The organism is Marmoricola sp. URHB0036, assembly GCF_000426045.1.
In the GTDB taxonomy this organism is placed as follows: domain Bacteria; phylum Actinomycetota; class Actinomycetes; order Propionibacteriales; family Nocardioidaceae; genus Marmoricola.
Genome location: NZ_AUEP01000009.1, coordinates 168,820 through 192,481, shown reverse-complemented (window position 1 = coordinate 192,481; position 23,662 = coordinate 168,820). Strand labels below are relative to the sequence as shown.

Sequence of the window (23,662 nt, the reverse complement as noted above, 5' to 3'; positions counted from 1 at the left end):
AGACCAGTTGCGGCGCAGCCCCCGAGGGACCTCCCGACACCGACGTCGGCTCTGCCTCGCACTCTGTGACGGTCCCACCCCGTCGGTCAAGGACGAGTACGTCCGCTGGACCGGTGGTCCATACCGTCAGGCGAAGGTGAGCCAGGCTCCGACCAGTCCGGGCACCAGCCCCAGCAGCAGCCACCAGCTCAGCGGCCGCTTGCCGTGGATGAGAAGAGCGGCCGCCACGGCGAGCACGCCGATGACGGCCGAGATGATGTTCAGCCCGATGCGGGCGTCGAGGCGGCTGTCGTCGACGAAGATCGCGACCAGGGCGACCCCGCCGGCCAGGTGCAGGATCGTGGTCACCGCCAGCACCGAGATCACCCAGCGCTGCACCGTGGTCAGCGACTCCGACGTGCCCTGCGAGCGCTGGTGGCTGCGCTGCAGATCGTTGGGGTCCAGCAGGTGCCGAGGTCGGCGTACCGGCGGGACGGGGTCGGTCGGGGTCACACCCTGAGCGTAGGCGTGTGCCCCGCAGCCGCGGCGTGAGGGTTGCGGCCGACCTCTCCGGCCTAGATGCGCAAGTCCAAGGGGGAGCACGCTGCGCCCCGCTCATCACGCACGCTGGACTGCGTTGTCGTCAGTCGCCGTGGCTCCGCCACGGCTCCCTCCTCCGCCAAGGCACCACCCCACGGAATCACTCGCTGCGCTCCCGATTCCGCGGGGACCCCGGAAGAGCCAGCGCACGCACTGAGCGGCGCTCGCTTGCACACCCCCTTGGACTTACCCATCTAGTCTCGAACGGTGCGTCGCGAGATCCAGGGGCTGCGGGCGGTGGCCGTGCTCCTGGTGGTGCTGTTCCACCTGTGGCCCGGCCGCGTGCCCGGCGGCTACGTCGGGGTCGACGTCTTCTTCGTGATCAGCGGGTTCCTGATCACCTCACTGCTGCTGCGCGAGGTCGACCGTGACGGGTCGGTGAGCCTGGGCCAGTTCTGGGCGCGCCGGTTGCGGCGGTTGCTGCCGGCGTCGTACCTCGTCCTCGCGGTGTCGGCGATCGGCACACTGCTGTTCGTCCCGCGACTGGTGTGGGAGCAGTTCTTCGGCGAGATCCTCGGGGCCGGGCTGTACGTCGAGAACTGGGTGCTGGCCGTGAACTCGGTCGACTACCTGGCAGCAGAGAACACGCCCTCGCCGGCCCAGCACTACTGGACGTTGTCCGCGGAGGAGCAGTTCTACCTCGTCTGGCCGCTGCTGGTGCTGCTCGGCATCTGGCTCGCCCGACGAGCGACCCGCAGGTCTGGTGCCCCGGCCGTCCCGAGACGGGCTGTCTTCGTCGTGCTGACGGTCGCCGTGATCGCGTCGCTGGCGTACTCGCTCTGGGTGAGCGCGACCAACCCGGCATGGGCCTACTTCGTCACCCCGGCGCGTGCGTGGGAGTTCGGCGCCGGCGCGCTGCTGGCGTTCGCGCCACCCGTCGCCCGACGGGTCCCGGTCCTGGCGCGCGCCCTGCTGGGTTGGGGCGCCCTCGTGGTGCTCCTGGTCTGCGCGCTGGTCCTCGACGCCGGCACGACGATGCCCGGGACCGCGGCGATCTGGGTGGTCGTCGCCTCCGCGGCGCTCATCTGGGTCGAGGCACCCGGGCTCGCCTGGTCGAGCGACCGCCTGCTCGCGGTCCGGCCGGCGCAGTTCCTCGGTGACGTGTCCTACTCGGTTTACCTCTGGCACTGGCCGCTGATCATCCTGCTGCCCTACGTCACCGACCACGCCCTGACCGGGCTCGACCGGGTCTCCATCCTGCTGGCGACCATCGGGCTCGCGGCACTGACCAAGCGCTGGGTCGAGGACCCGGTCCGTTCCACACGTTCCTTCGGCCTGCGCCGGCCCCTTGTCACGTTCGGGTACGCCGCCACCGCGGCGGTGCTGCTCACCGTCCTGTGCGTCGTCCCGCGACAGGACGTCGCCCGACAGGTCGAGCACACCGAGCAGGTGGCGGCGGCGCTCGCCGGCAAGGCCCCGCGGTGCTTCGGGGCGCAGGCCCGGGACCCGCGGATGCACAACTGCCCGAACCCCGTCCTGGCCAACACCGTGGTGCCGTCACCGGAGGCCGCCCTCGCCGACTTCCCGGACGACAGCCGGTGCCAGGCGCCGTTGACAGCCGACCCGATGCGGCCGTGCCGCTTCGGCACCCCGCGCCCGGGAGTGCCTCACCTCGCCGTCATCGGCGACTCGCATGCCCGGTTGCTGATGACGATGGTCGGGCAGTTGGTCGACGCCGGTGTGGTGACGGCCGACGCCTACCTCGCGAGCGGTTGCCCCTGGTCGACGGCGCCGCCCAACCCGGCCAGTCCCTACCTCGCCGCCTGTGCGGAGTTCCGGCGCAAGTTCTACCCGCGGCTGGACGAGCACGCCACCGACTACGACGCGATCCTCACCACCGGCCGGGTGACGGTGATGGTCGGCGACCACGACACGGTGGTCTCAGGCCTGGCGCAGGCCTGGCGCCGGGTCACCCGACAGGGGGTGCCGGTGCTGGTGCTGCGCGACAACCCGCAGGACGTCGTCGGGGGCGAGAACCCGCAGTTCTGCCTGGCCGAGGTGCCGGCCTCCGAGGCGAACGCGAAGTGCGCGCTCGACCGGCACGACAAGCTGGATCGCTGGTTCGACCCGTTGACGCTGGCCGCCCGCCGTACGACGGGGGCGAAGGTGCTCGACCTGACGCCGTACTACTGCGACCAGGACACCTGCCCGGTCGTCATCGGCGGCGTCAACGTCTACCGCGACGACAACCACCTCACGGTGACCTACGCGAAGACGCTCGCGCCGTACCTCTACCGCGCGATCGTGGCGAGCGGGGTGCTCCCGCGCAACCTCACCGGCTGAGGTCGAAGGTCACGCCCGTCTTCGCCTCGGAGATGTCCCACAGCTGGCGAGCCAGGTCGGCGTTGCTGGCGTGCCGGCTGAGGTTGGCCTGGCCCAGCGGACCGCGGCTCTCCATCAGCCACGTCGGTCCGACGTAGGAGCCGGGCTCGCCGTACGTCGCGGCCCACAGCGTCGGGTTCGCGCCCGCCTTGGAGGACTGGAAGATCACCGGCATGAAGAACGGCGCGGTCCGGCGGATGATCGGGTTGGCGCCCATCCCCTCCGGGGAGGCGACCAGGTTGGTGGCCGAGACGCCTGGGTGGGCGGCGGTGGAGACGAGCTTGGAGCCCGCGGCCTCCGAACGGCGGTGCAGCTCGAAGGCGAAGAGCAGGTTGGCCAGCTTGCTGTTGCCGTAGGTGCGCTGCGGCTCGTAGGTCGCCTCGGGGTTGCCCTCGAGCACCGACTCGTCGCCGCGGTGGTGCGCGACGGAGGCGACCGTGACCACGCGCGGGGTCTCCGACTTCAGCAGCGCCGGGAGCAGCAGGCCGGTCAGCGCGAAGTGACCGAGGTGGTTGGTGCCGAACTGGAGCTCGTGGCCCTCGCGGGTGGTGCGGTACTTCGGTGGTGTCATCACGCCGGCGTTGTTGATCAGCAGGTCCAGCGCGCCGTCGTACCGCTCGACGAAGGAGTGGATCGAGGTCTGCGAGGCCAGGTCGAGCTCCTCGACGCTGCACACGCCCTTGAACTTCTTGGCCGCCTCGCGACCGGCCTCGGTGTTGCGGCAGGCCAGCACCACCTCTGCGCCGTGGTCGACCAGGGCGGCGGCGGTGTGGAAGCCGATGCCGGAGTTGGCGCCGGTCACCACGGCCCTGGTGCCGGTCAGGTCGGGCAGGTCCTTCGGCTTGAAGTGGGCCAGCTCAGCGGTCTCGGACATCGTTCTCCTCGTCTCGGGTGCTCCCGTACAACCAGCGTGCCCCGGCTGTGGTTACGCGGATGCGCCGGGGTCGGTGATGATCGCGCCGCTGCTGTCCTTGCCGAGCGAGCGGCCGATCACCATCCGCTGGATCTGGTTGGTGCCCTCGAAGATCTGGGTCACCTTGGCCTCGCGCATGAAGCGTTCGACCGGGAAGTCGCGGGTGTAGCCGTAGCCGCCGAGCACCTGCACGGCGTCGGTGGTCACCTTCATCGCCATGTCGGTGGCGGTCAGCTTGGCGATCGAGGCCTCGCGCGAGAACGGCAGGCCGCGGTCCTTGAGGCGCGCGGCGTGCAGCGTCATGGCGCGCGCGGACTGCACCGCGGCCTCCATGTCGGCGAGCAGGAAGCTCAGCCCCTGGAAGTCGATGATCGGCTGGCCGAACTGCTGGCGCTCCTTGGCGTAGGCGACCGCGTGGTCGAGGGCGGCCTGGCCGAGCCCGATCGCCACCGAGGCGATGCCGAGCCGTCCGGAGTCGAGCCCGGCCAGCGCGATCTTGAGGCCGTCGCCCTCCGCGCCCAGCAGCCGCTCCGCGGGGATGCGTACGTCGTCGAGCCGCATCGTCGCGGTCGCCGAACCGGTGAGCCCCATCTTGCGCTCGGGCGGGTCGGCGGTCAGCCCCTCGGTGTCGGCGGGGACGAGGAAGCAGGAGATGCCGTTGCGTTCGTCCGACGTACGCGCCATCACCTTGTAGAAGTCGGCATGACCGCCGTGCGTCGTCCACGCCTTGGCGCCGTTGAGGACGTACTCGTCGCCGTCGCGGCGAGCCCGGGTCTTCATCGCCGACGGGTCGGACCCGGCATGGGGCTCGGAGAGGCAGTAGGCGCCGAGCAGCTCGCCGCCCAGCATGTCGGGCAGCCACGCCTTCTTCTGCTCCTCGGTGCCCCTGGTGACCAGGCCGAAGCAGGAGAGCGCGTGCACCGACGTACCGACACCGACACTGGCCCAGACGCTCGCGATCTCCTCGACGACCTGGAGGTAGACCTCGTAGGGCTGGCCCCCACCGCCGTACTCCTCGGGGTAGGGCAGGCCCAGCAGGCCGGCGCGGCCGAGGGTGCGGAACACCTCGCGAGGGAAGGTCTCGGTCGCCTCGGCCTCGGCGACCTTGGGCAGCAGCTCGCGGGTCGCGATGTCGCGGGTGAGCTCGAGGAGCGCGGTGGCCTCCTCGGTGGGAAGGACGCGGGTGGCCGGCATGGTCCCGACGTTAGTCCTCCGCTTGGATGGATCCATGGGTGACTACCGACCTGCCGACGACCGCTACGACTCGACCGACTACCGCTACTGCGGCCGCAGCGGGCTGAAGCTGCCGCCGCTCTCGCTCGGGCTGTGGCAGAACTTCGGCACCGACCGGCCCGCGGAGACGCAGCGCGCGATCCTGCGTCGGGCCTTCGACCGTGGCGTCACGCACTTCGACCTCGCCAACAACTACGGACCGCCGTACGGCCGGGCCGAGGAGAACTTCGGGGAGTTTCTGCGCACGGACTTCGCCGGTCTGCGCGACGAGCTGGTGATCTCGACCAAGGCGGGCTACGACATGTGGCCGGGTCCCTACGGCCAGGGCGGCGGCTCGCGGAAGTACGTGCTGTCCTCGCTCGACCAGTCGCTGGCCCGGCTCGGGCTCGACTACGTGGACATCTTCTACAGCCACCGGTTCGACCCGGAGACGCCGATCGAGGAGACGATGCAGGCGCTCGACACGGCGGTGCGTTCGGGGCGGGCGCTGTACGCCGGCATCTCGTCGTACTCGCCGGCCAAGACCCGGGAGGCGGCCACCATCGCCCGAGGCCTGGGCACTCCGTTGCTGATCCACCAGCCGTCGTACTCGATGCTGAACCGGTGGATCGAGCGTGGCCTTCTCGACGAGCTCGAGGCCCAGGGGATGGGCTGCATCGTGTTCTCCGCCCTGGCGCAGGGCCTGCTGACCGACCGCTACCTCGACGGCATCCCGGAGGACTCGCGGGCGGCGCGCAGCGACAGCACGATCGGCGACGACCACCTCGACCAGGCGACGATCAAGCACGTCCGCGCGCTCAACGAGATCGCGAAGGCCCGCGGCCAGAAGCTGGCCCAGCTCGCGCTGCAGTGGGCGCTGCGCGACAGCCGGGTCACCTCGGCCGTCATCGGCGCCTCGTCGGTCGAGCAGCTCGACACCAACCTCGACGCCCTCGACGGCCCCCCGATCACCGACGACGAGCTCGCCGCCATCGACCAGGACGCCGTCGACGCGGGCATCAACCTGTGGGCGGAAGCCACCGAGGAGTAGTCATCCGCGTCCCGATCGCGCAAACCGGGCGGGGCTGGCGGGCAGTTCTGGAGCCGGGGGGCCGAAGTATCGCCCATCCGGTGGCAGTTTCCCCGGGCGCCCGGGGAATCCGCCGCGCCCCCAGTTTCCCCGGACGTCCGGGGAAACCACGGCCCCGAACCGCTCAAGCGTCCTGCTTGTCCACGGCCAGGGCGGCGGCGCCGACGATGCCGGCGGTGTTGCGGAGGGTGGCGGAGATGATCTCGGTCTCGATGTCGATGAGCGGGATGAACTCGTTGCCGTTCTTGCTGACCCCGCCGCCGACCACGAAGAGGTCGGGGGAGAACAGCTTCTCCAGGGTGCGGTAGTACGTCGTGAGCCGCTTGGCCCACCTCTCCCACGACAGCTCCTCGTTCTTGCGCGCGGAGTTGGCGGCGCGGGACTCCGCGTCGTGGCCCTCGATCTCGAGGTGGCCGAGCTCGGTGTTGGGCACCAGCGTTCCGTCGTACAGCAGTGCCGAGCCGATGCCGGTGCCGAGCGTGGTCACGATGACCAGGCCGTCGCGGCCGCGGGCCACGCCGTACCTCGCCTCGGCCAGCCCCGCCGCGTCGGCGTCGTTGATGACGTGCACCTCGCGGCCGAGCTCCTCGCTGAGCAGGTCGTCGGCGTCGGTGCCGATCCAGCCCTTGTCGATGTTGGCCGCTGAGGCCACCACCCCGTTCTTGCGTACGACGCCCGGGATCGTCACGCCGACGGCCGAGTGACTGTCCTCGAACCGCTCGAGGAGCGTGGCCATCACCTTGGCCACCGCCTTCGGGTTGGACTCCTCGGGCGTGTCGATCCGCTCGCGCTCTGCGGAGAAGTCGCCGGTGGACAGGTCGACCGGTGCGGCCTTGATGCCGCTCCCGCCGAAGTCGATGCCGATGGGATCTGCCATCCCGTCAACCTAGTCGCGGACCCTCACGAGTGCACCTGAAGACGACGGTTGCCGAACTGTTAACCGGCAGGTCTCCCCATCGCGGCGGATCCGGGATAGGAAGTAGGCCGGCTGTGTCATTGCACGTTCTCGAGGAGCCATGATGTCCGTTCGTCCTGCCCTGCCCATAGTCGTGGCACTCGCCACGGCGGCCGCCCCGATCGCGGTGGCCGCACCCTCGCAGGCGGCCACCGACGCCTCGAAGGTCGTCATCTCCGAGGTGTACGGCGGAGGCGGTGCGGCCGCCTCGACCTGGTCCCGCGACTACGTCGAGCTGTACAACCCGACCGACCAGGCGGTGGACCTCTCGGGCACCTCGGTGCAGTACCGCTCTGCGTCCGGCACTGCCAACCCCAGCGGGGTGACCGCCCTGAGCGGCTCGATCCCGGCCAAGGGGTACTTCCTCGTGGGCGAGGGCACCGGCACGACGGGGGCGCCGGTTCCCTCGCCCGCGGTCAGCGGGTCGATCCAGCTGAGCGGCTCGGCCGGCACGGTCTTCCTGGCCAACCAGCCGACCGCGCTGACCGCTCCGCCGACCGGTTCGCTGACCGGCAACCCGACGGTGCTCGACGTCGTCGGCTACGGCACCAGCAACACCTTCGAAAAGGCTCCCGCGTCGGCCACGTCGGCCTCGACGGCGGTGGAGCGGGTCGCCGCGGGCACCGACACCGACAACAACTCCTCCGACTTCTCGACGAGCGCCGGCACTCCGGGGACTGCTCCTACGAGCGGACCCACGGACCCGCCGGACGACCCGCCCACGACCCAGACCATCGAGGAGATCCAGGGCACCGGCGACACCAGCCCCTTCGCCGGCAAGGCGGTGACCACCGACGGCGTGGTGACGGCGGCCTACCCGACCGGTGGGTTCAACGGCTTCTACCTCCAGACGGCCGGCACCGGCGAAAACGTCGACCCGGCCACGCACCAGGCCTCCGACGCGGTCTTCGTGTTCGGCTCCGCGGCGTCGAAGGCCGTGCACATCGGTGACCACGTGCAGGTGACCGGCAAGGTCAGCGAGTTCCAGGGCACGACCGAGATCACGCCGGCCGTCGCCGACGTGAAGGTGCTCCCTGATCCCGCGTCGGTGCAGCCCGCGTCCGTCGTACTCCCGCGGACGGAGGCCGGCCGCGAGTCCTTCGAGGGCATGCTGCTGGCGCCGGCCGGGCCCTACACGGTGGCCGACAACTACGCGCTCAACCAGTACGGCGAGATCGGGCTCGCCGCCGGCAGCACGCCGCTGTTCACGCCGACCGAGGTGGCCGACCCGCACGATGCCGCCGCGATCAAGGCGGTCCAGGACGACAACGCCGCCCGGGCGGTCGTCCTCGACGACGCGGCCACCGCCAACTTCCTGACCACGGCCAAGGACACGCCGTTGCCGTGGCTGACCCAGGACCACCAGATCCGCGTCGGCGCCCCGGTCACCTTCGACCGGCCGGTGATCCTGGAGTGGCGCTTCGATGCGTGGCGCTTCCAGCCGACCGCCCAGCTGACGGCCTCCGACCCACTGCCCGCGACCTTCGGCCACACCCGCACGACCGCCCCGGCAGCCACCGGCGGCAACATGCACATCGCCTCGATGAACGTGCTCAACTACTTCCCGACCACCGGCGCCGACTTCGTGGCCTCCGGCGGAAAGTGCAGCTGGTACGACGACCGCGCCGGCAACCACGTCACCGTGAACACCTGCACCGGACCCAACGGCGAGCTAGGCCCTCGTGGTGCGGCGGACGCCGAGGACCTCGCGCGGCAGCAGGCGAAGATCGTCGCCGGGATCAACGGGCTCGGCGCCGACGTCGTCTCGCTCGAGGAGATCGAGAACTCCGCGAAGTTCGGCGCCGACCGCGACGCCGCCGTCTCGACGCTGGTGGACGCCCTGAACGCCGAGGCCGGCGCCGGCACCTGGAAGTTCGTCCCAACACCGGCGACCGCCGGCGACCAGGCCGAAGAGGACGTGATCCGCACCGCGTTCATCTACCGCGCCGCGCAGGTGCGGCCGGTGGGCGACTCGGTGATCGACGACGTCCCGGTCTTCGACGTCGCGCGCGACCCGCTGGCGCAGGTCTTCGAGCCGGTCGGCGGCACGTCGTACTCCCGGTTCCTGGTGATCGTGAACCACTTCAAGTCCAAGGGTTCAGGACCCGACGACGGCACCGGGCAGGGCAACTCCAACCCGCAGCGCATCGCGCAGGCCGAAGAGCTGGTGCGCTTCGCCGACACCATGAAGCAACAGGCAGGCACCGACAAGGTGTTCCTCTCCGGCGACTTCAACTCCTACACGCGTGAGGACCCGCTGCAGCGGTTGTACGACGCCGGCTACACCGACATCGGGTCGCACGAGTCGCCGGCCGAGCACACCTACCTCTTCGACGGCACCGTCGGCTCGCTCGACCACGTGCTCGGCAACGCCGCCGCCATGGGTGTCGTCACCGGTGCCCACGTCTGGAACCTGAGCTCGGTCGAGTCGGTGGCGCTGGAGTACAGCCGCTACAACTACAACGCCACCGACTTCTACGAGCCCGGTCCCTACCGTGCCTCCGACCACGACCCGCTCGTCGTCGGCCTCGACCTGCCGGTCGGTCCGGTGGCCACCACGACCACGGCGTCGGTCGCCTCGCCGGTGCGCTGGCTCGACCGTCCGGTCGTGCACGTACGGGTGGCCTCGAAGCTCGGCACGGTCACCGCCGGCACCGTCGAGGTCCGCGAGTACGGACTGCTGCTCGGCCGCGGCACGGTGCAGAACGGTGCGGTCGATGTGACCCTGCCCCGCTACGTGATCCCGGGTCGGCACACCCTGACCGTGCGCTACCTGGGCACCGACGAAACGAAGCCGTCGCAGACCACGACCACCTTCTCGGTGACGCTGCCACGACGCTGAGGAACGGATAGTCCAGAACGTTTGGCCGCTCTCCGAGGGTCCGGGAGCGGCTTTTCGTTCTGGACTATCCGGTCTCGCCGCTAGCCTGCGCAGGTGCGACGGGTCCTGGTGCTGCTGTTCGCGGTGTTCCTGGTGAACCTGCCGTTCGTGCACGAGACCTGGACCGACCGGCAGATCGACCGGAACGGGACCGAGGTGCAGGCCACGGTGATCGACTCCCAGGTCACCGGCGGCCACTACCTGCTCGACTACCGGTTGCCGCGCTCCGTCGACCCGAAGCAGACCCGCTTCTCCGCACGCGTCGACCGGGCGACCTACGAGCGTGCCCAGGAGACCAAGGCCCTGCTGGTCAGGGTCGTGCCGGGCAAGCCGTCGGCCAACGAGCCCGTGGGCGCAGTCACCAGTCATCTGTTCGGTGTGGTCGCGCTGCTCGGCGACCTGGTGCTGGTGCTCGTGGGCCTGGCCCTCTACCGCCGGTGGCGGCAGCGCTCGCAGCACGTGGTGGTCGAGGTGCGCGGTGACGACGTCGTCCTCGAGTCGGCGGCGGGGCAGGTCACGGTGGTCGGTCCCGACGGCTGGGCCCAGCGCGTCCGGGCCGGCCAGCGGGTCACCGGAGGGCTGCACCTCGTGACCGACGCGGAGGTCGTCACCGGTTCGGTGGTGGGCGGGCTCGAGCAGGTCCGGGGCGCGTCGTACGTCGCGCGGGGGCGGGTCGTCGACGCCCGGGCCGGGCAGCTGACCCTCGAGCTCTACGACCGCACCCGCCTCCGCGTCGAGACCGGCCGGCACCGCATCCGGGCCGACATCCGCGACCCGGCCGAGATCCACGGCACGCTCTGCTTCACGCCGGCCGGCTTTGCCCGCGGACCGCGCGGGGACTGATCGCTTTACATTCGCCGACCTCTTGTCAAACGCCGCCCGGTGCCCTAGCGTGCTTTACATCTGGTCCACAGATGTAAAGAGGAGAGATCGATGACGAGCTCGACCCCGAACTCGACGCTGCCGGCCGGTTCCACCGAGCAGTGGCGGGACAACAAGCGCCACCTCTGGCTGATCGGCCTGGTGGTGCCCTCGCTGGCGTTCATCGCCTTCGGGATGTTCCAGCTGACCGGGTGGAGCGTCTGGGTCTGGATCGGGCCCATCATCATCCTCGGCGTCGTACCCGCCATCGACCTGGTCGCCGGCCTCGACCGCTCGAACCCGCCGGACGACGTCATCGAGCGGCTCGAGCAGGACAAGTACTACCGCTGGATCACCTACGTCTTCCTGCCGATCCAGTACATCGGCTTCCTCGGCGCCTTCATCTGGATCGCCAAGCCCGAGTGGCTCGGGGTGGCCGAGCTGTCCACGCTCGACAAGATCGGCATCGCGGTCTCGATCGGGGCCATCGGCGGCATCGGCATCAACACCGCCCACGAGCTCGGCCACAAGAAGGAGAGCCACGAGCGCTGGCTGTCCAAGATCGCGCTGGCGCAGAGCTTCTACGGCCACTTCTACATCGAGCACAACCGCGGTCACCACGTCCGCGTCGCGACTCCGGAGGACCCGGCGAGCAGCCGGCTGGGCGAGAACTTCTACCAGTTCTGGTTCCGCACGGTCTCGGGCTCGCTGAAGAGCGCGTGGCGGCTGGAGAAGAAGCGCTACGCCCGCAAGGGCAAGCATCCCTTCCGCATCGGCAACGACGTGCTGAACGCCTGGCTGATGTCGACGGTGCTCTGGGGCGCCCTGATGGCCGTGCTCGGCTGGCAGATCCTCCCGCTTCTGGTGATCCAGGCGATCGTCGGCTTCTCCCTGCTCGAGGTCGTCAACTACATGGAGCACTACGGGATGCTGCGCCAGAAGGTCGGCGTCGGCGACCGCCAGCGCTACGAGCGCGTCGACCCCAGCCACAGCTGGAACTCCAACAACATCGCGACCAACGTGCTGCTCTACCACCTGCAGCGGCACAGCGACCACCACGCCAACCCGACCCGGCGCTACCAGACCCTGCGCGACTTCGAGGAGTCCCCGGTGCTGCCGACGGGGTACGCCGGCATGATCGTGCTCGCCATCGTCCCGGCCGTCTGGCGACGGGTGATGGATCCCCGCGTGCTGGCCCACTTCGGTGGCGACATCACACTGGCCAACATCAGCCCCCGCAAGCGCGACCGGATCATCGCCAAGTACTCGACCGCGGCCGAGCTCCCCTCGGTGGTTGAGGAGCGAGCGTCAGCGAGCGTCTCGAAACCACTGGACCAGCACGGCGAGTCGACCGAGGTGATGGCCGCCCGGTGCCCCGGCTGCGGCTACACCTACGAGGTCGCCCGCGGAGACGAGCACGAGGGCTTCGCCGCCGGCACTGCCTGGGCCGACGTACCCGACTCCTGGTGCTGCCCCGACTGCGGCGTGCGCGAGAAGGTCGACTTCGTCGCAGTCGAAAGCGAGCTCGCGTCATGAGGATCGACGTCGACCGCGACAAGTGCGAGGGCCTCGGGATGTGCGAGGCGATGGCGCACGAGTACTTCGAGCTCGACGACGACGACACCATGACGGTGCTCGACGACTCGCCGCCGGAGGTCGACCGGTCGAAGGTGCACGCCGCGGTCGAGGCCTGTCCGGTGATGGCGCTCAGCCTGGCCGGCTGAGTCCGCCGATGCCTGCCCTGGTGGGGGCTCTCACTAGGCTGTCCGCCATGAGCAGCGCAGCCGCCACCGAGTCTTCCCAGGGGTCGGTCACCCACCGTGACCGACTGCTGGAGGCTGCTGCCCGCTTCACGGCGGAGCACGGCTGGGGCGCGCTGACCATGGGCAAGCTGGCCGATCTCGTGGGGGTCAGTCGGCAGACGGTCTACAACGAGCTCGGCGGGAAGCCGCAGCTGGCCGAGGCCATGGTGATGCGTGAGCTCGACCTGTTCCTCGGTCACGTCGACTCCGCCTTCCTCGAGCACCCCGACGACCTGGTCGCGGCGATCGAGGCTGCTGCCTACCGGGTGCTCGACCTCGCCCGCACCGACCCGCTGCTGCACGCGATCCTGAGCAGCAGCCAGGGCGCGGACAGCGAGCTGCTGCCGCTGTTGACGACCAACTCCGAGGGCCTGCTCGAGGCCGCCGGGCAGATGATCCGCTCGCACGTCTCGCGCTACGACGTACCGCTGGAGGAGAACCGCCTCGAGGTGCTCATCGACATGGTGGTGCGACTGGTGCTGAGCCACGTGATGCAGCCGACCGGTGATCCCGCCGAGACCGCCGAGACCGTCGCCTGGATCGCTGCCCGTGTCCTCGCGGTGGCACCACGCTCCTGAGCGGATCCCTAGAATCGGCCGCATGGCCACGACCGAGACCCGGATGTTGCTGCTGGGTGCGGTGGCCATCTTCGAGCCGGTCAACGGCTACCAGATCCGGCGCGAGCTGTTGACCTGGGGCGTGGAGGACTGGGCCAACATCCGGCCGGGCTCGATCTACAACGGCCTCGCGACGCTGGCCCAGCGGGGAGAGCTGGTCCGGCACGACCTGCGCGACGGTGGCCGGGAGGTGGCGGTCTACGAGCTCAGTGACACCGGGCGGGAGGAGTTCCGACGGCTGTTCGAGGAGGCCCTCACCGCCGTACGTCCCACGGCGCCGCTGGCCTTCCAGACCGCCCTGTCGATGCTGCCGCTGGTCTCGCGCGACGATGCCAAGCGCCTGCTCAAGCAACGACTGGCCAACCTCGACGAGGCGGCGCAGGGGTACGACGAGAAGTCGGTCGACGTGGAGCACGTCCCACCGCACGTGCTCGCGGTGATGGACTACTGGGACCGCGTCGGCAGGGTCGAGCGGGAGTGGCTGCTGCGCCTGTTGTTCCGCATCGAGGACGGCGAGCTGGACTTCCTCGGTGAGCCGATGGGCTGGACCCCGGCTGCCGACGACCCGGGCCACCAGATGAGTGCCGACCGGGAGCGCTACCTCGCCATGCTCAAGCACTGACCCGTTTGTTGCGGGCCGATGAGTTTGTCGGTGTTCGCTGGTCTACTCGCAGCACGGGTTGACAGACCCATGTTCAAACTTGAACACTGTCGAATATTCAACCTTGAACACCCGTCCGGAGAAAGGGACACACGATGATTCACGCGCGAGGGTTGGTCCAGACCTTCAAGACCCGCCAGGGGCGCGAGAAGGTCGAGGTGCGCGCCGTCGACGGCGTCGACCTCGACGTCGAGGAGGGCGAGGTCGTCGGGTTCCTCGGGCCCAACGGCGCCGGCAAGACCACCACCCTGCGGATGCTCACCACCCTGCTGCGGCCCACGGAAGGGACCGCGACGGTGGCCGGCTACGACGTGGTCAAGCAGTCCCAGGACGTACGCCGCAGCATCGGCTACGTCTCCCAGGCGGGAGGGGCCTACTCCTACGCCCGAGCAGGTGACGAGGTCGTCGACCACGGGATGCTCTACGGCATCAGCAAGAAGCAGGCGACCGAGCGCGGCCACCAGCTCTTCGAGCAGCTCGACCTGCCCGGGCTGTGGAAGCGCACCCCCAAGCAGATGTCCGGGGGCCAGAAGCGCCGCCTCGACATCGTGATGGGGCTGATCCACGACCCGACGCTGGTCTTCCTCGACGAGCCGACCACCGGGCTGGACCCGCAGGCGCGCGCCAACCTCTGGGAGCACATCGCCGACCTTCGTCGTGAGCGGGGAGCGACGGTCTTCCTGACCACGCACTACCTCGACGAGGCCGACGTGCTCAGCGACCGGATCATGATCATCGACCAGGGCCGGATCATCGCGAGCGACACCTCCGAGAACCTCAAGGCCGCCATCTCGGGCGACCAGGTCGACCTCGAGGTGGCCGACTACAGCCGCGTCACCGACGCCGCGGCCGCGCTGAACTCGATCGCCGACTCCCTCGAGGTCGAGGGTCACCACGTGCGAGGTCGCGTGCCGCGTGCCGGCCGCGCCGTACCCGGTCTGCTGCGTGAGCTCGACCGCACCGGCATCACGCTGGAGTCGATCGAGGTGCACCGCCCGACCCTCGACGACGTCTTCCTGACCCTGACCGGCCGGTCGCTGCGCGACGCGGAGGCCGGGGCCGAGTCGGGCCAGCCCGAGTCGACCGAACAGCAGCCCGAGACAGTGGGAGCAGACCAGTGAGCTTCGTACGAGAGTCGACCATCGTGTTCAACCGCCAGGTGCGGATGAACCTGCGCAACCCGGCCTGGGTCTTCATCGGCGTGATGCAGCCGGTCCTCTACCTGGTGCTGTTCGGTCCGCTGCTCAAGCCGATCGTGGACAGCTTCCCGGGCGGCTCGGACAACGCCTACACGTTCCTGGTGCCCGGCCTGCTCGTCCAGCTGGGCATGTTCGGCGCCTTCTTCGCCGGCTTCGGCCTGATCGGGGAGTGGCGCGAGGGTGTCATCGAAGCCGAGCGGGTGACCCCCGCCAACCGCACGGCCCTGCTCGTGGGTCGACTGATGCGTGACGTGGCCCAGCTCTTCGTGCAGGCGGTGATCCTCGTCGTGCTCGGCTGGGCCATGGGCATGCGGGCGTCGGTCGAGGGCGTCGTCATCGGCATCGCGCTGACCCTCCTGGTCGGTGGCGCCTGCGCTGCGGCGTCCAACGCGCTCGCCCTGACCACCAAGAGCGAGGACGTGATGGCGCCGGTCATCAACATGGTGATGATGCCGATCCTGCTGCTCTCGGGGATCCTGCTGCCGATGACGCTCGGCCCCGAGTGGCTGCAGAACGTCAGCGACTTCATGCCGTTCCGCTGGATCGTCGACGGGGTGCGCGACACCTTCAGCGGCGACTTCAACACCAGTGGGCTGATGTGGGGCACCACCTGGGCGGTGGTGCTCTTCGGGCTCGCCGTGTGGTGGGGGACCTCAGTGTTCCGCAAAGAGGACGCCTGACGCCCCTCGGGATTCTCGACCGGGGGCTTCCGGGCCACGGCTAGCATCGTGCAGGGGGCCGCGACGGAGCCGCGGCGGGAATCGAGAGCTGATGCGTACGTCGTCGAGAGTCAAGCTGTGGTCGGCCTGTGCCGTGCTGCTGGCCTGCTCGCCGGCCGTCAGCGCGTGCGGCGCGCTCCAGGCGCAGTCCGACCAACCGCCGAAGACCTCGAGCACGGGCACCGACGGCGCCCCGGCCAACCCCGGCAAGACCGTCCCGGCCAGCGACGTCGCCATGGACCCGCCGCCGAAGCTGGATGCGCCGCTGCTCTCCTCCGACGTGCTCGTCTACAGCCAGGACACGTTGTCACCCGAGGTCATCAACTCGATCCGCAACATCAAGACCGACAAGGGCGCGAAGGCGATCAGCAGCGTCGAGACGTTCTCGATGGGCTCGTTCTGGGTCGACGAGCAGCAGGTCACCTACGCCGCGGTCAACCCGGCCACCTTCCGCCGCCTGACCCCGCAGGGCACGGCACAGACCCAGGGAGTCTGGGACCGGGTGGCCGACGGCGAGATCGCGGTCAGCCCGGCGATCGCCAAGAAGCTCGCCACCAAGGACGGCTTCCTCAAGCTCGGCAACGAGACCGACTCCCCGACCGTGCACATCGGGGCCTACGCCCAGATCCTGTATCCGACGTACGCCCACCAGATCGACGCCGTGGTCAACTCCAAGTGGGTCAAGCCGCTGAGGATGACCAAGGACAACGCGATGATCGTCTCGATGGGCTCGACCTCGCCCCAGAGCATCCGCAAGCAGCTCCAGCAGGACACCCACGGCCGGGCCAGTGTGCAGATCCTCGGCCCCGACTTCGACCTGAGCGTCCAGACGGTGGTGCCCACGGGTGGCTCGGTCGCCCAGGCGGTCGGGTCGTTCAGCTACACCCCGCACGCCGACGGCACGGTCACGCCTGACCCGAAGTGGGTCGCCGCCAGCATCCGCACCGAGGAGATGCCGATCATCGGCCGGGTCACCGGCAACAAGGTGATGCTGCCCCAGCTGCGCGGGGCGTTGAACGAGGTGGTCGCCGCCGGGTTGTCGAAGGCGATCTACCAGTACGGCGGGTGCTACGTGCCGCGCTACATCGCCGGCAGCCACACCCTGTCGTTCCACAGCTTCGGCACCGCCATCGACCTCAACGTGGCCGACAACCAACGCGGCACCGTCGGCAAGATGGACCGCGGGGTCGTCGCGATCTTCAACCGGTGGGGCTTCGCCTGGGGCGGCACCTGGCACTACACCGACCCGATGCACTTCGAGCTGGAACGGCTCGTGAAATCGGGTGCCGAGGGCTGAGGCAGGACCACCCTCTAGCCTCGTGCCTATGCGCGCAGTCCAGGTGTCCCGGCCCGACGGTCCGTCCGCAGTCACGGTCGAGGAGGTGCCCGAGCCCACGGCCGAGGGCCCCTTCGGCCCGCAGGTGCTGGTGGAGACCCATGCCGTCGGGATCTCCTTCCCCGACCTGCTGCTGAGCAAGGGGCAGTACCAGCTCAAGCCGGAGCTCCCGTTCACCCTCGGAGTCGACTTCGCGGGCGTCGTACGCTCCGCGCCCGAGGGTTCCGGCCTGGCCGAGGGCGACCGCGTCGCGGCGGTCCTGGGGCACGGCGGCGCCGCCGACCTGGTCGGGCTGGGACCGGACAGCGTGTTCCCGCTCCCCGATGCTCTCAGCTTCGAGCAGGGCGCGGCGATCCCGATGAACTACCTCACCGCCCACTTCGCGCTGTCCGAGCGCGGCTCGCTCAAGGAGGGCGAGACCGTGCTGGTGCACGGCGCGGCGGGGGGCGTCGGCACGGCCACCCTCCAGGTCGCCAAGGGCTACGGCGCCCGCACCATCGCCGTCGTCTCCACCGACGAGAAGGCCGAGGTCGCGAGGAAGGCCGGTGCCGACGAGGTCGTCCGGATCGAGGGGTTCCGCGAGGCCGTCAAGGAGCTGACCGGGGGCGAAGGGGTCGACGTGGTCATGGACGTCGTCGGCGGCGACCTGATGACCGACTCGCTGCGCTCGCTCGGCACCCAGGGGCGCCTCCTGGTGGTCGGCTTCACGGCCGGCGCCATCCCCGAGGTCAAGGTCAACCGGCTGCTGCTCAACAACGTCGACGTCCGCGGCGTCGGCTGGGGCGCGTACGCGATGGTGCGACCCGGCTACATGCGCCAGCAGTGGAACGAGCTGCTGCCGATGATGGAGTCCGGCGTGATCGACCCGCCCATCGGCGCGACGTACCCCCTCGAGCAGTTCGGCCAGGCCCTCCAGGACATGGAGGACCGCAAGACCCTCGGCAAGTCGGTCGTCACCCTGAGGTAGGCGCAGGGATGTGGCCTCGAGCTGAGTCGATCCGGACCGGACGCCTGGTCCTCGAGCCGCTCGACGTCGCGCACGCCGTCGAGATGGTCGAGGTCCTCGCGAGCCCGACGCTCTACGAGTGGACCGGTGGCGAGCCTCCGGCGCTCGCCGACCTCGAGGCTCGCTACCGGGTGCAGTCGTTGGGGCAGTCCCGCGACGGAACGGAAGGTTGGCTGAACTGGATCCTCCGGATCGCTGAGTCGGGCGAGACTGCGGGATACGTCCAGGCCACCCTGACCCCAGCCGACGAGGCGACAGGGGCGACGGAGGCGGACGTGGCCTGGGTTGTGGGAGTCGAGCACCAGGGCCACGGTCTCGCCTGCGAGGCGGCGCAGGTGATGGTGTCCTGGCTCGAGGATCAGGGTGTGCTGACCGTGCACGCGCTCATCCATCCGGGCAACGCCGCTTCGGCCGCCGTGGCGCGCCGGCTCGGGATGTCGGCCACCCCGACGATGATCGACGGAGAGGTCCGCTGGACCCGGCGTACGCATTCCTGAGCTGCCTCCGGACAGACCAAGGGCCCCGGGGAATCCCCGGAGCCCTTGGCTTCCCCCCTCCTCCCGTCCCCCGGTTGCGGGAGGCTGTCGGGCGGCCTCAGCCGGCAGGTGCCAGCTCGGCCTTGTTGCCGAACGCGAAGAACAGCAGGTCGGTCATCTCGAAGATGCCCTTGGCCTTGCGCGGACCGAGGGTCGGCCTGAACTCCGGGTTGCGTACGACGGAGAACCGGCTCGCCTGCATGGCCCGGTGGAAGGTCTCGACCACGATCCGTGCACCCACACCCGTGAGCCGGCCGTTGTTCAGCTCGGCCTCGCGCAGGATGTAGAACCAGAGCGGCGTCCGGTTCGCGAGTGCCGTCTTCTCGGCCGCCGTCAGGTGGTCGAGCTTGGCGCCGCCGTTGCCGTTCAGGATCTGTGCCCTGGTGAGCGGCGTGACCGCGATGCCGAGGCTCTTCATCTTCGTGACCATCTGTTGGCCGCTGGCCAGCGAGACCATGTTGGCCCGGGTGAGGTTGCGGAAGGCCAGGTTGCGCGGCAGCGTGCCCACGTTGTCGTCGCCACCGAACGTGCTCGGCGGCAGCGAGGCGAGGGGGTCGGTGAGGCGGGTGTCGATGCGCATCGCCATGTTCACGCCGCTGGCCGGCGCGGCCAGCCCGGGCTTGCCGGCGGCCGGGAAGTCGTACATCCGGCGCCAGTCCGCGATCCAGCTGCCGAGCAGCCGCTTCTCTCCGGCCAGTCCGCCGCCCATGCCGGAGAACAGGAACATGTAGTCCAGGGTGCCGTCGGTGCCGGGGAAGTGGCTGTTCCAGTTGTACTCGGCGCGGACCATGCTGTGCCCGAGCCGGAAGGCAGCCACCGAGAACTCGATCGGCATCGTCGGGGTGGCGGTCGGGATGGCGTCGGGCTGGATCAGCTTGCGGCCGTTGGTGAACACGTCGTTCACCACGGCCGGCTGGCAGATGCGCTGCAGGTAGTCGTGACGCAGCAGCCACTGGTAGTGCAGCGTCACCCGCTTGCGGGCCACGGTGAACTTCTGGGCGGCCGGCATGCTGGCCGGCAGTCGGTCGACGACCTTGTTGTGGAAGCTGATCATCGCGGTGTGGGTCTGCGCGACGATGAGGTTCTCGTCGTTGCGGGGATCGGGGATGAGCGCCTTCTGCGCAGCGGTCACGCCGCCGGTGCCCACGCGGGGGAGGTCGTGGCGTGGGGCGGGCTTGACCCCCTCGGCACGGATCGTCGTGCCGGTCTTGAGGTGCAGCCCGTCGGCGGCGTAGAACTTCGCCGACGCCGGGTCGGCGGGTCCGGCGCCGTAGAGGGAGTCGAGGTCGAGCCGTGGTGAACGTCCCTGCACGAGGTCCTCGGGGGTGACGTCCTCACCGAGCATCACGTCGGTGCGGTCCATGGTCAGGTCGTGGTCGACGAACTGGCCGAGGTAGGTGTAGCCGGCGGGCACCTGGCCCGGTCCGCCGCCGCCGACGGTCATCGCCTTGGCGAGCTTGCGGGTGATCGTCGCGTTCAGCGGGGTGCCCTTCGGCCCGACGCGTGAGAAGTGGAACGGGGCCGGCACCGCCTTCGGAAGCGCCTTGGGCTTGCCGGCCTTCGGGTTCTCGGAGGTGGAGACGGGATCCGCCTCGTCACCGGTGCGGCCACCGAGCTGGGTGGTGAGTACTCCTTCGCCCTCGATGAAGAAGGTCTCCGAGCCGTGCTTCATCCCCTGCGACATGAATACGCCTTTCCGTCCCGATTGTCGTGGCGCTGCTCCCCCCAAGAGCAGGACGGGGTCGGCCAGATACATCTCTGGTCGGCGAAATCCCCAACGACCCACCGTGGCACTCCGGCGGCCCGACGAACAGGCCCCACTCCGACCGGTCTAAGCCGTTCAGTCGGCGGTGGAGGAGTCGGTGGTGGAGGAGTCGGCGAAGGAGTGGTGCTCGTGGGTGACCACCCACCGCTCGGCGCGCCGGACCAGTCCGACCGTCAGGCGCAGCCGCTGGTCGGGGTGCCGAGCCAGCGCTTCGGGGGTGTTGCACCGCAGCAGTGCCCACGCGAACGCCACGTCGGCACCAGCCGTCACGTCGAGCTCGACGATCTCGAAGAACGCCCCCGACGCCTGCCACTCGAAGAAGCCGGGCCACGTATCGCGGTACTCCGCCAACCCGCGTACGCCGTCCTCGGGTGGTGGCACGTCGAACATCACGATGTCCTCGCCGTGGTCGGCCAGGACGGTGTCGAGGTCGCCACGGTGCACGGCGTCGGCCCAGCGCGCGATCAGGTCGCGGATCTCCTGCTCCATGGGGATAGGGACTCCCGTCGTCAGCTCAACTCATCGGCCCGCTCAGGACTCGTGGACAGCGACGCCGTCGATCCAGGTGGAGACGACCTGGGTGGCGCCGATCTCGGCCGGGTCGCCGACGAACGGGTCGCGGTCGAGTACGACGAGGTCGGCGACCGAGCCCGCAGCGAGGGTGCCGGCGTCGTCGCGATGGTTCACCCACGCCGATCCGCTGGTGTACGCCGCGAACGCGGTCTCCAGGTCGAGCCCCTGCTCGGGCAGGAAGGGTTCGTTGCCCTCACGACCCTCGGCGCCGTGGGCCCACCGGTTGACCGCGACGTGGATCGCCGCGAGCGGGTGGGGCGTGCTCACCGGCCAGTCGCTGCCGGCGACCAGCCGGGCGCCCGCGCGGTGCAGCGACCCGAACGGGTACTGCCAGGTGGCGCGCTCGGTGCCGATGAACGGGATCGTCAGGTCGACCATCTGGTCGTCCAGACAGGCCCAGAGCGCCTGGATGTTGGCGGCCACCCCGAGCTCGCCGAAGCGGCGTACGTCGTCGGGATGCACCAGCTGGAGATGCGCGATGTGGTGCCGGCGCTCCGGGTCCGTCCCGACGAAGGCGTCCAGCGCCTCGCGCACGCCCCGGTCGCCGATGCCGTGGACATGCACCTGGAAGCCCTCGGCATCGAGGAGTGCAACGGCCTGCCGCAACGCGGTCGGCTCGACGAAGGAGTGCCCGCCGTTCGCGGTCGGCTGCCCGCCCGCGTCGAGGTACGGCGCGGTCAGCGCGGCCGTGCCGTTCTCCATCACGCCGTCCTGCATCACCTTCACGCTCGTTGCCCGGAAGCGGCCGTGGCTGAACTCGGCCCGCCGCTCCACCAGTGAAGACACCTGCTCCTCGCCGCGCTCGCGGTCCCACCACAACGCCCCGACGACGTGTGCGGTCAGGTCTCCGCGCTGCGCGGCCCGGAGGTACGTCGGTCCCGGGTCGTCCATGCCGGCGTAGTCGCCGACGATCGCGTCCTGCCAGCCGGTGACGCCCACCGCGTGCAGGTAGGCCTGTCCCGCGAGCAGACCCTCGTAGTAGGCATCGGCCGTGGTCGCCGGCGCGTGCTGCGAGACGACCTCCATGGCCCCTTCGTGCAGGGTGCCGGTCGGCTGACCGTCGGCGTCGCGCTCGTAGCGTCCGTGCGGCGGCTCGGGCGAGTCCCGGGTGATGCCGGCCAGCTCGAGGGCCCGGGTGTTCACCAAGGCTCCGTGGTGGTCGCGGTTGGGCAGGAACACCGGCCGGTCGGGGACCACCGCATCGAGGTCGGCCGCGACCGGCGTACCTCCGGGGAAGGCGGCCATCGCCCAACCGCCGCCGAGGATCCACGGCACGTCGGGGTGGGACTCGGCGTACGCCTTGACTGCCGCGAGGTACTCCTCGCGCGTCGAGGCCTCGGACAGGTCGCAGCGGGTGCGTTCGAGCCCGCCCTGCACGGCGTGCACGTGGGCGTCGACGAAACCCGGGCCGACCAGCCCACCTGCCACATCGACGACTCGGGCGCCCTCGGGTACGTCGAGGTCGCCGACCGCCACGACCCGTGCGTCCTCGACGAGGAGGGTCGCGGCCCCGAGATGGTGGTGGCCGTCGAAGACGGCGCCGTTCACGAACGCAGTGGTGCTCACCCGGCGATTGTGCCGTCTCAGGCGGCGTGCCGCGTCGGAGCGGACGTCACCTCGTCGAGGTACGGGCTGGGGGCCGGGGCGGCGGGGGCCGCAACCGGTCGCCGCAGGTCGCGGATGCCGACCGCGAGCGCCAGGAAGGCGAACGCCACGGAGACGGCAGCGACGATGAGGAAGACGTTGATCCAGAACTGCAGGGTGTCGGGGTTGTTGATCATGGTGTGCTCCTGGTGCGGGGGGGATCTTCTCTGTCCCCCTGAGCGTGGAGCACCCCTCTTGCAGCCCTCTTGCAGTGCGCTTGTGCGCCGCTGGGGCCGACCTCAGCGCCGGCCGGTGCCGAGCACCCAGCCGAGCAGGGTGGAGACCACGGTGATGACCAGCGCTGCCAGCACGGTCGGGAAGAAGCCTCCGACGTCGAGGTTGTCGCTGAGCCCGGCCGCCACGAACAGCAGGATCGCGTTGACGACCAGGGTGAACAGGCCGAGCGTGATCAACGTCAGGGGGAGGGTCAGGAGCCGCAGGATCGGCCCCAGGATCGCGTCCACCAGACCGAAGAGCAGGGACGCACCCAGCAGCCCGAACACGCCGCCCGAGACCTCGACGCTGTCCAGCAGCCCGGCGACCACGGCGAGTGCGACCGCGAGCACCAGCCAGTGCGTGACCAGTCGTGCCAGCACACCGTCTCCTCCCGTCGTGGTCGTCATGTTGCTGCCCCCAGCAGCCCGGGGGGTCACCCGCGACGGGTGAGGAAGCACCCGTCGGGCTGGCTCATGCTGGCTGTGCGGAGAGGGGTCCGCGCAATGCACAGCCCACGAGGTGCCGGTGGAGCAGCCATGACCGAACGCGCAGAGCAGGGATCAACGGTCCGCTACGAGTTCCTGGTGCACGGGGTCGTGTCCGAGACCGTGCTGTCGGCGTTCCCCGAGCTCACCGCGGCCAAGGGGCCGGCGGGAGGTACCGCGCTGTTCGGGGCGGTGTACGACGACGCGCACCTGCACGGGCTGCTGGCCCGGTTCCAGATGTTCGGCCTCACCCTGCTCGAGATGAGGCGGTTGCCGGACTGATCCACCGC

Annotated in this window: 23 protein-coding genes; 14 read left to right on the top strand and 9 right to left on the bottom strand. The window is 70.0% G+C overall.

The window, feature by feature from the left end; all coding sequences use genetic code 11:
• Positions 1-126: 126 nt before the first annotated feature.
• Complete coding sequence (locus tag H976_RS0111810) at positions 127-492, bottom strand: hypothetical protein (protein ID WP_027861717.1); 366 nt, start codon at positions 490-492, stop codon at positions 127-129.
• A gap of 294 nt (positions 493-786) precedes the next feature.
• On the opposite strand from H976_RS0111810, the gene H976_RS25910 reads away from it, so the two are divergent.
• Positions 787-2,862 (top strand): acyltransferase family protein, encoded by a 2,076-nt coding sequence (locus H976_RS25910; protein ID WP_051276719.1) that lies wholly within the window; start codon positions 787-789, stop codon positions 2,860-2,862.
• On the opposite strand, the gene H976_RS0111800 is transcribed toward H976_RS25910, so the two are convergent.
• Complete coding sequence (locus H976_RS0111800; protein WP_081682842.1) at positions 2,852-3,775, bottom strand: oxidoreductase; 924 nt, start codon at positions 3,773-3,775, stop codon at positions 2,852-2,854. The genes H976_RS25910 and H976_RS0111800 overlap by 11 nt on opposite strands.
• Positions 3,776-3,826: 51 nt before the next feature.
• On the bottom strand, positions 3,827-5,008 hold the full coding sequence (locus H976_RS0111795) for an acyl-CoA dehydrogenase family protein (RefSeq protein ID WP_027861715.1): 1,182 nt from the start codon (positions 5,006-5,008) through the stop codon (positions 3,827-3,829).
• A gap of 34 nt (positions 5,009-5,042) precedes the next feature.
• On the opposite strand from H976_RS0111795, the gene mgrA reads away from it, so the two are divergent.
• Entirely contained in the window at positions 5,043-6,077 is a 1,035-nt protein-coding gene (mgrA, locus tag H976_RS0111790; RefSeq protein ID WP_027861714.1) for an L-glyceraldehyde 3-phosphate reductase, read from the top strand.
• 163 nt (positions 6,078-6,240) lie between these two features.
• On the opposite strand, the gene ppgK is transcribed toward mgrA, so the two are convergent.
• Complete coding sequence (gene ppgK / locus H976_RS0111785) at positions 6,241-6,993, bottom strand: polyphosphate--glucose phosphotransferase (RefSeq protein WP_027861713.1); 753 nt, start codon at positions 6,991-6,993, stop codon at positions 6,241-6,243.
• 142 nt (positions 6,994-7,135) lie between these two features.
• On the opposite strand from ppgK, the gene H976_RS25905 reads away from it, so the two are divergent.
• From H976_RS25905 to H976_RS0111730, 11 genes are all read left to right on the top strand, one after another.
• On the top strand, positions 7,136-9,913 hold the full coding sequence (locus tag H976_RS25905; protein WP_196804043.1) for an ExeM/NucH family extracellular endonuclease: 2,778 nt from the start codon (positions 7,136-7,138) through the stop codon (positions 9,911-9,913).
• A gap of 93 nt (positions 9,914-10,006) precedes the next feature.
• Positions 10,007-10,795, top strand: a complete 789-nt coding sequence (locus tag H976_RS0111775; protein ID WP_027861712.1) for a hypothetical protein — start codon at positions 10,007-10,009, stop codon at positions 10,793-10,795.
• 90 nt (positions 10,796-10,885) lie between these two features.
• Positions 10,886-12,349 carry a fatty acid desaturase gene (locus H976_RS31005; RefSeq protein WP_027861711.1) on the top strand — a complete coding sequence of 488 codons (1,464 nt, stop codon included), beginning with the start codon at positions 10,886-10,888 and terminating at the stop codon, positions 12,347-12,349.
• On the top strand, positions 12,346-12,537 hold the full coding sequence (locus tag H976_RS0111765; protein WP_027861710.1) for a ferredoxin: 192 nt from the start codon (positions 12,346-12,348) through the stop codon (positions 12,535-12,537). The genes H976_RS31005 and H976_RS0111765 overlap by 4 nt, the downstream gene beginning before the upstream one ends.
• 47 nt (positions 12,538-12,584) lie before the next feature.
• Positions 12,585-13,193: a TetR/AcrR family transcriptional regulator gene (locus H976_RS0111760; RefSeq protein WP_036225968.1), complete on the top strand. Its 609-nt coding sequence runs from the start codon at positions 12,585-12,587 to the stop codon at positions 13,191-13,193.
• A gap of 22 nt (positions 13,194-13,215) precedes the next feature.
• Positions 13,216-13,854 (top strand): PadR family transcriptional regulator, encoded by a 639-nt coding sequence (locus H976_RS0111755; protein WP_027861708.1) that lies wholly within the window; start codon positions 13,216-13,218, stop codon positions 13,852-13,854.
• Between the two features lie 134 nt (positions 13,855-13,988).
• On the top strand, positions 13,989-15,014 hold the full coding sequence (locus H976_RS0111750; protein WP_027861707.1) for a daunorubicin resistance protein DrrA family ABC transporter ATP-binding protein: 1,026 nt from the start codon (positions 13,989-13,991) through the stop codon (positions 15,012-15,014).
• Positions 15,011-15,772: an ABC transporter permease gene (locus H976_RS0111745; RefSeq protein WP_027861706.1), complete on the top strand. Its 762-nt coding sequence runs from the start codon at positions 15,011-15,013 to the stop codon at positions 15,770-15,772. The genes H976_RS0111750 and H976_RS0111745 overlap by 4 nt, the downstream gene beginning before the upstream one ends.
• Positions 15,773-15,863: 91 nt before the next feature.
• Positions 15,864-17,108 (top strand): M15 family metallopeptidase, encoded by a 1,245-nt coding sequence (locus tag H976_RS25900; RefSeq protein WP_051276717.1) that lies wholly within the window; start codon positions 15,864-15,866, stop codon positions 17,106-17,108.
• A 28-nt stretch (positions 17,109-17,136) separates the two neighbouring features.
• A complete protein-coding gene (locus H976_RS0111735) occupies positions 17,137-18,114 on the top strand; it encodes an NADPH:quinone oxidoreductase family protein (RefSeq protein ID WP_027861705.1) in 978 nt (325 codons plus the stop codon).
• Positions 18,115-18,122: 8 nt separating this feature from the next.
• Positions 18,123-18,650, top strand: coding sequence for a GNAT family N-acetyltransferase (locus H976_RS0111730; RefSeq protein WP_027861704.1), 528 nt, complete (start codon positions 18,123-18,125; stop codon positions 18,648-18,650).
• A 97-nt stretch (positions 18,651-18,747) separates the two neighbouring features.
• On the opposite strand, the gene H976_RS0111725 is transcribed toward H976_RS0111730, so the two are convergent.
• From H976_RS0111725 to H976_RS0111705, 5 genes are all read right to left on the bottom strand, one after another.
• Positions 18,748-20,373 (bottom strand): heme peroxidase family protein, encoded by a 1,626-nt coding sequence (locus H976_RS0111725; protein WP_196804042.1) that lies wholly within the window; start codon positions 20,371-20,373, stop codon positions 18,748-18,750.
• A gap of 156 nt (positions 20,374-20,529) precedes the next feature.
• Positions 20,530-20,943 (bottom strand): nuclear transport factor 2 family protein, encoded by a 414-nt coding sequence (locus H976_RS25895; RefSeq protein ID WP_036225965.1) that lies wholly within the window; start codon positions 20,941-20,943, stop codon positions 20,530-20,532.
• A gap of 42 nt (positions 20,944-20,985) precedes the next feature.
• The gene (locus H976_RS0111715) at positions 20,986-22,593 is read right to left on the bottom strand and encodes an amidohydrolase (RefSeq protein WP_027861702.1); all 1,608 of its coding nucleotides are present in this window, start codon (positions 22,591-22,593) and stop codon (positions 20,986-20,988) included.
• A gap of 17 nt (positions 22,594-22,610) precedes the next feature.
• Positions 22,611-22,808, bottom strand: a complete 198-nt coding sequence (locus H976_RS0111710) for a hypothetical protein (protein WP_027861701.1) — start codon at positions 22,806-22,808, stop codon at positions 22,611-22,613.
• Between the two features lie 102 nt (positions 22,809-22,910).
• Positions 22,911-23,294: a phage holin family protein gene (locus H976_RS0111705; protein ID WP_051276742.1), complete on the bottom strand. Its 384-nt coding sequence runs from the start codon at positions 23,292-23,294 to the stop codon at positions 22,911-22,913.
• A 129-nt stretch (positions 23,295-23,423) separates the two neighbouring features.
• Between H976_RS0111705 and H976_RS0111700 the strand changes: the two genes are divergently transcribed.
• Entirely contained in the window at positions 23,424-23,654 is a 231-nt protein-coding gene (locus tag H976_RS0111700) for a hypothetical protein (protein ID WP_027861699.1), read from the top strand.
• Positions 23,655-23,662: the final 8 nt, after the last annotated feature.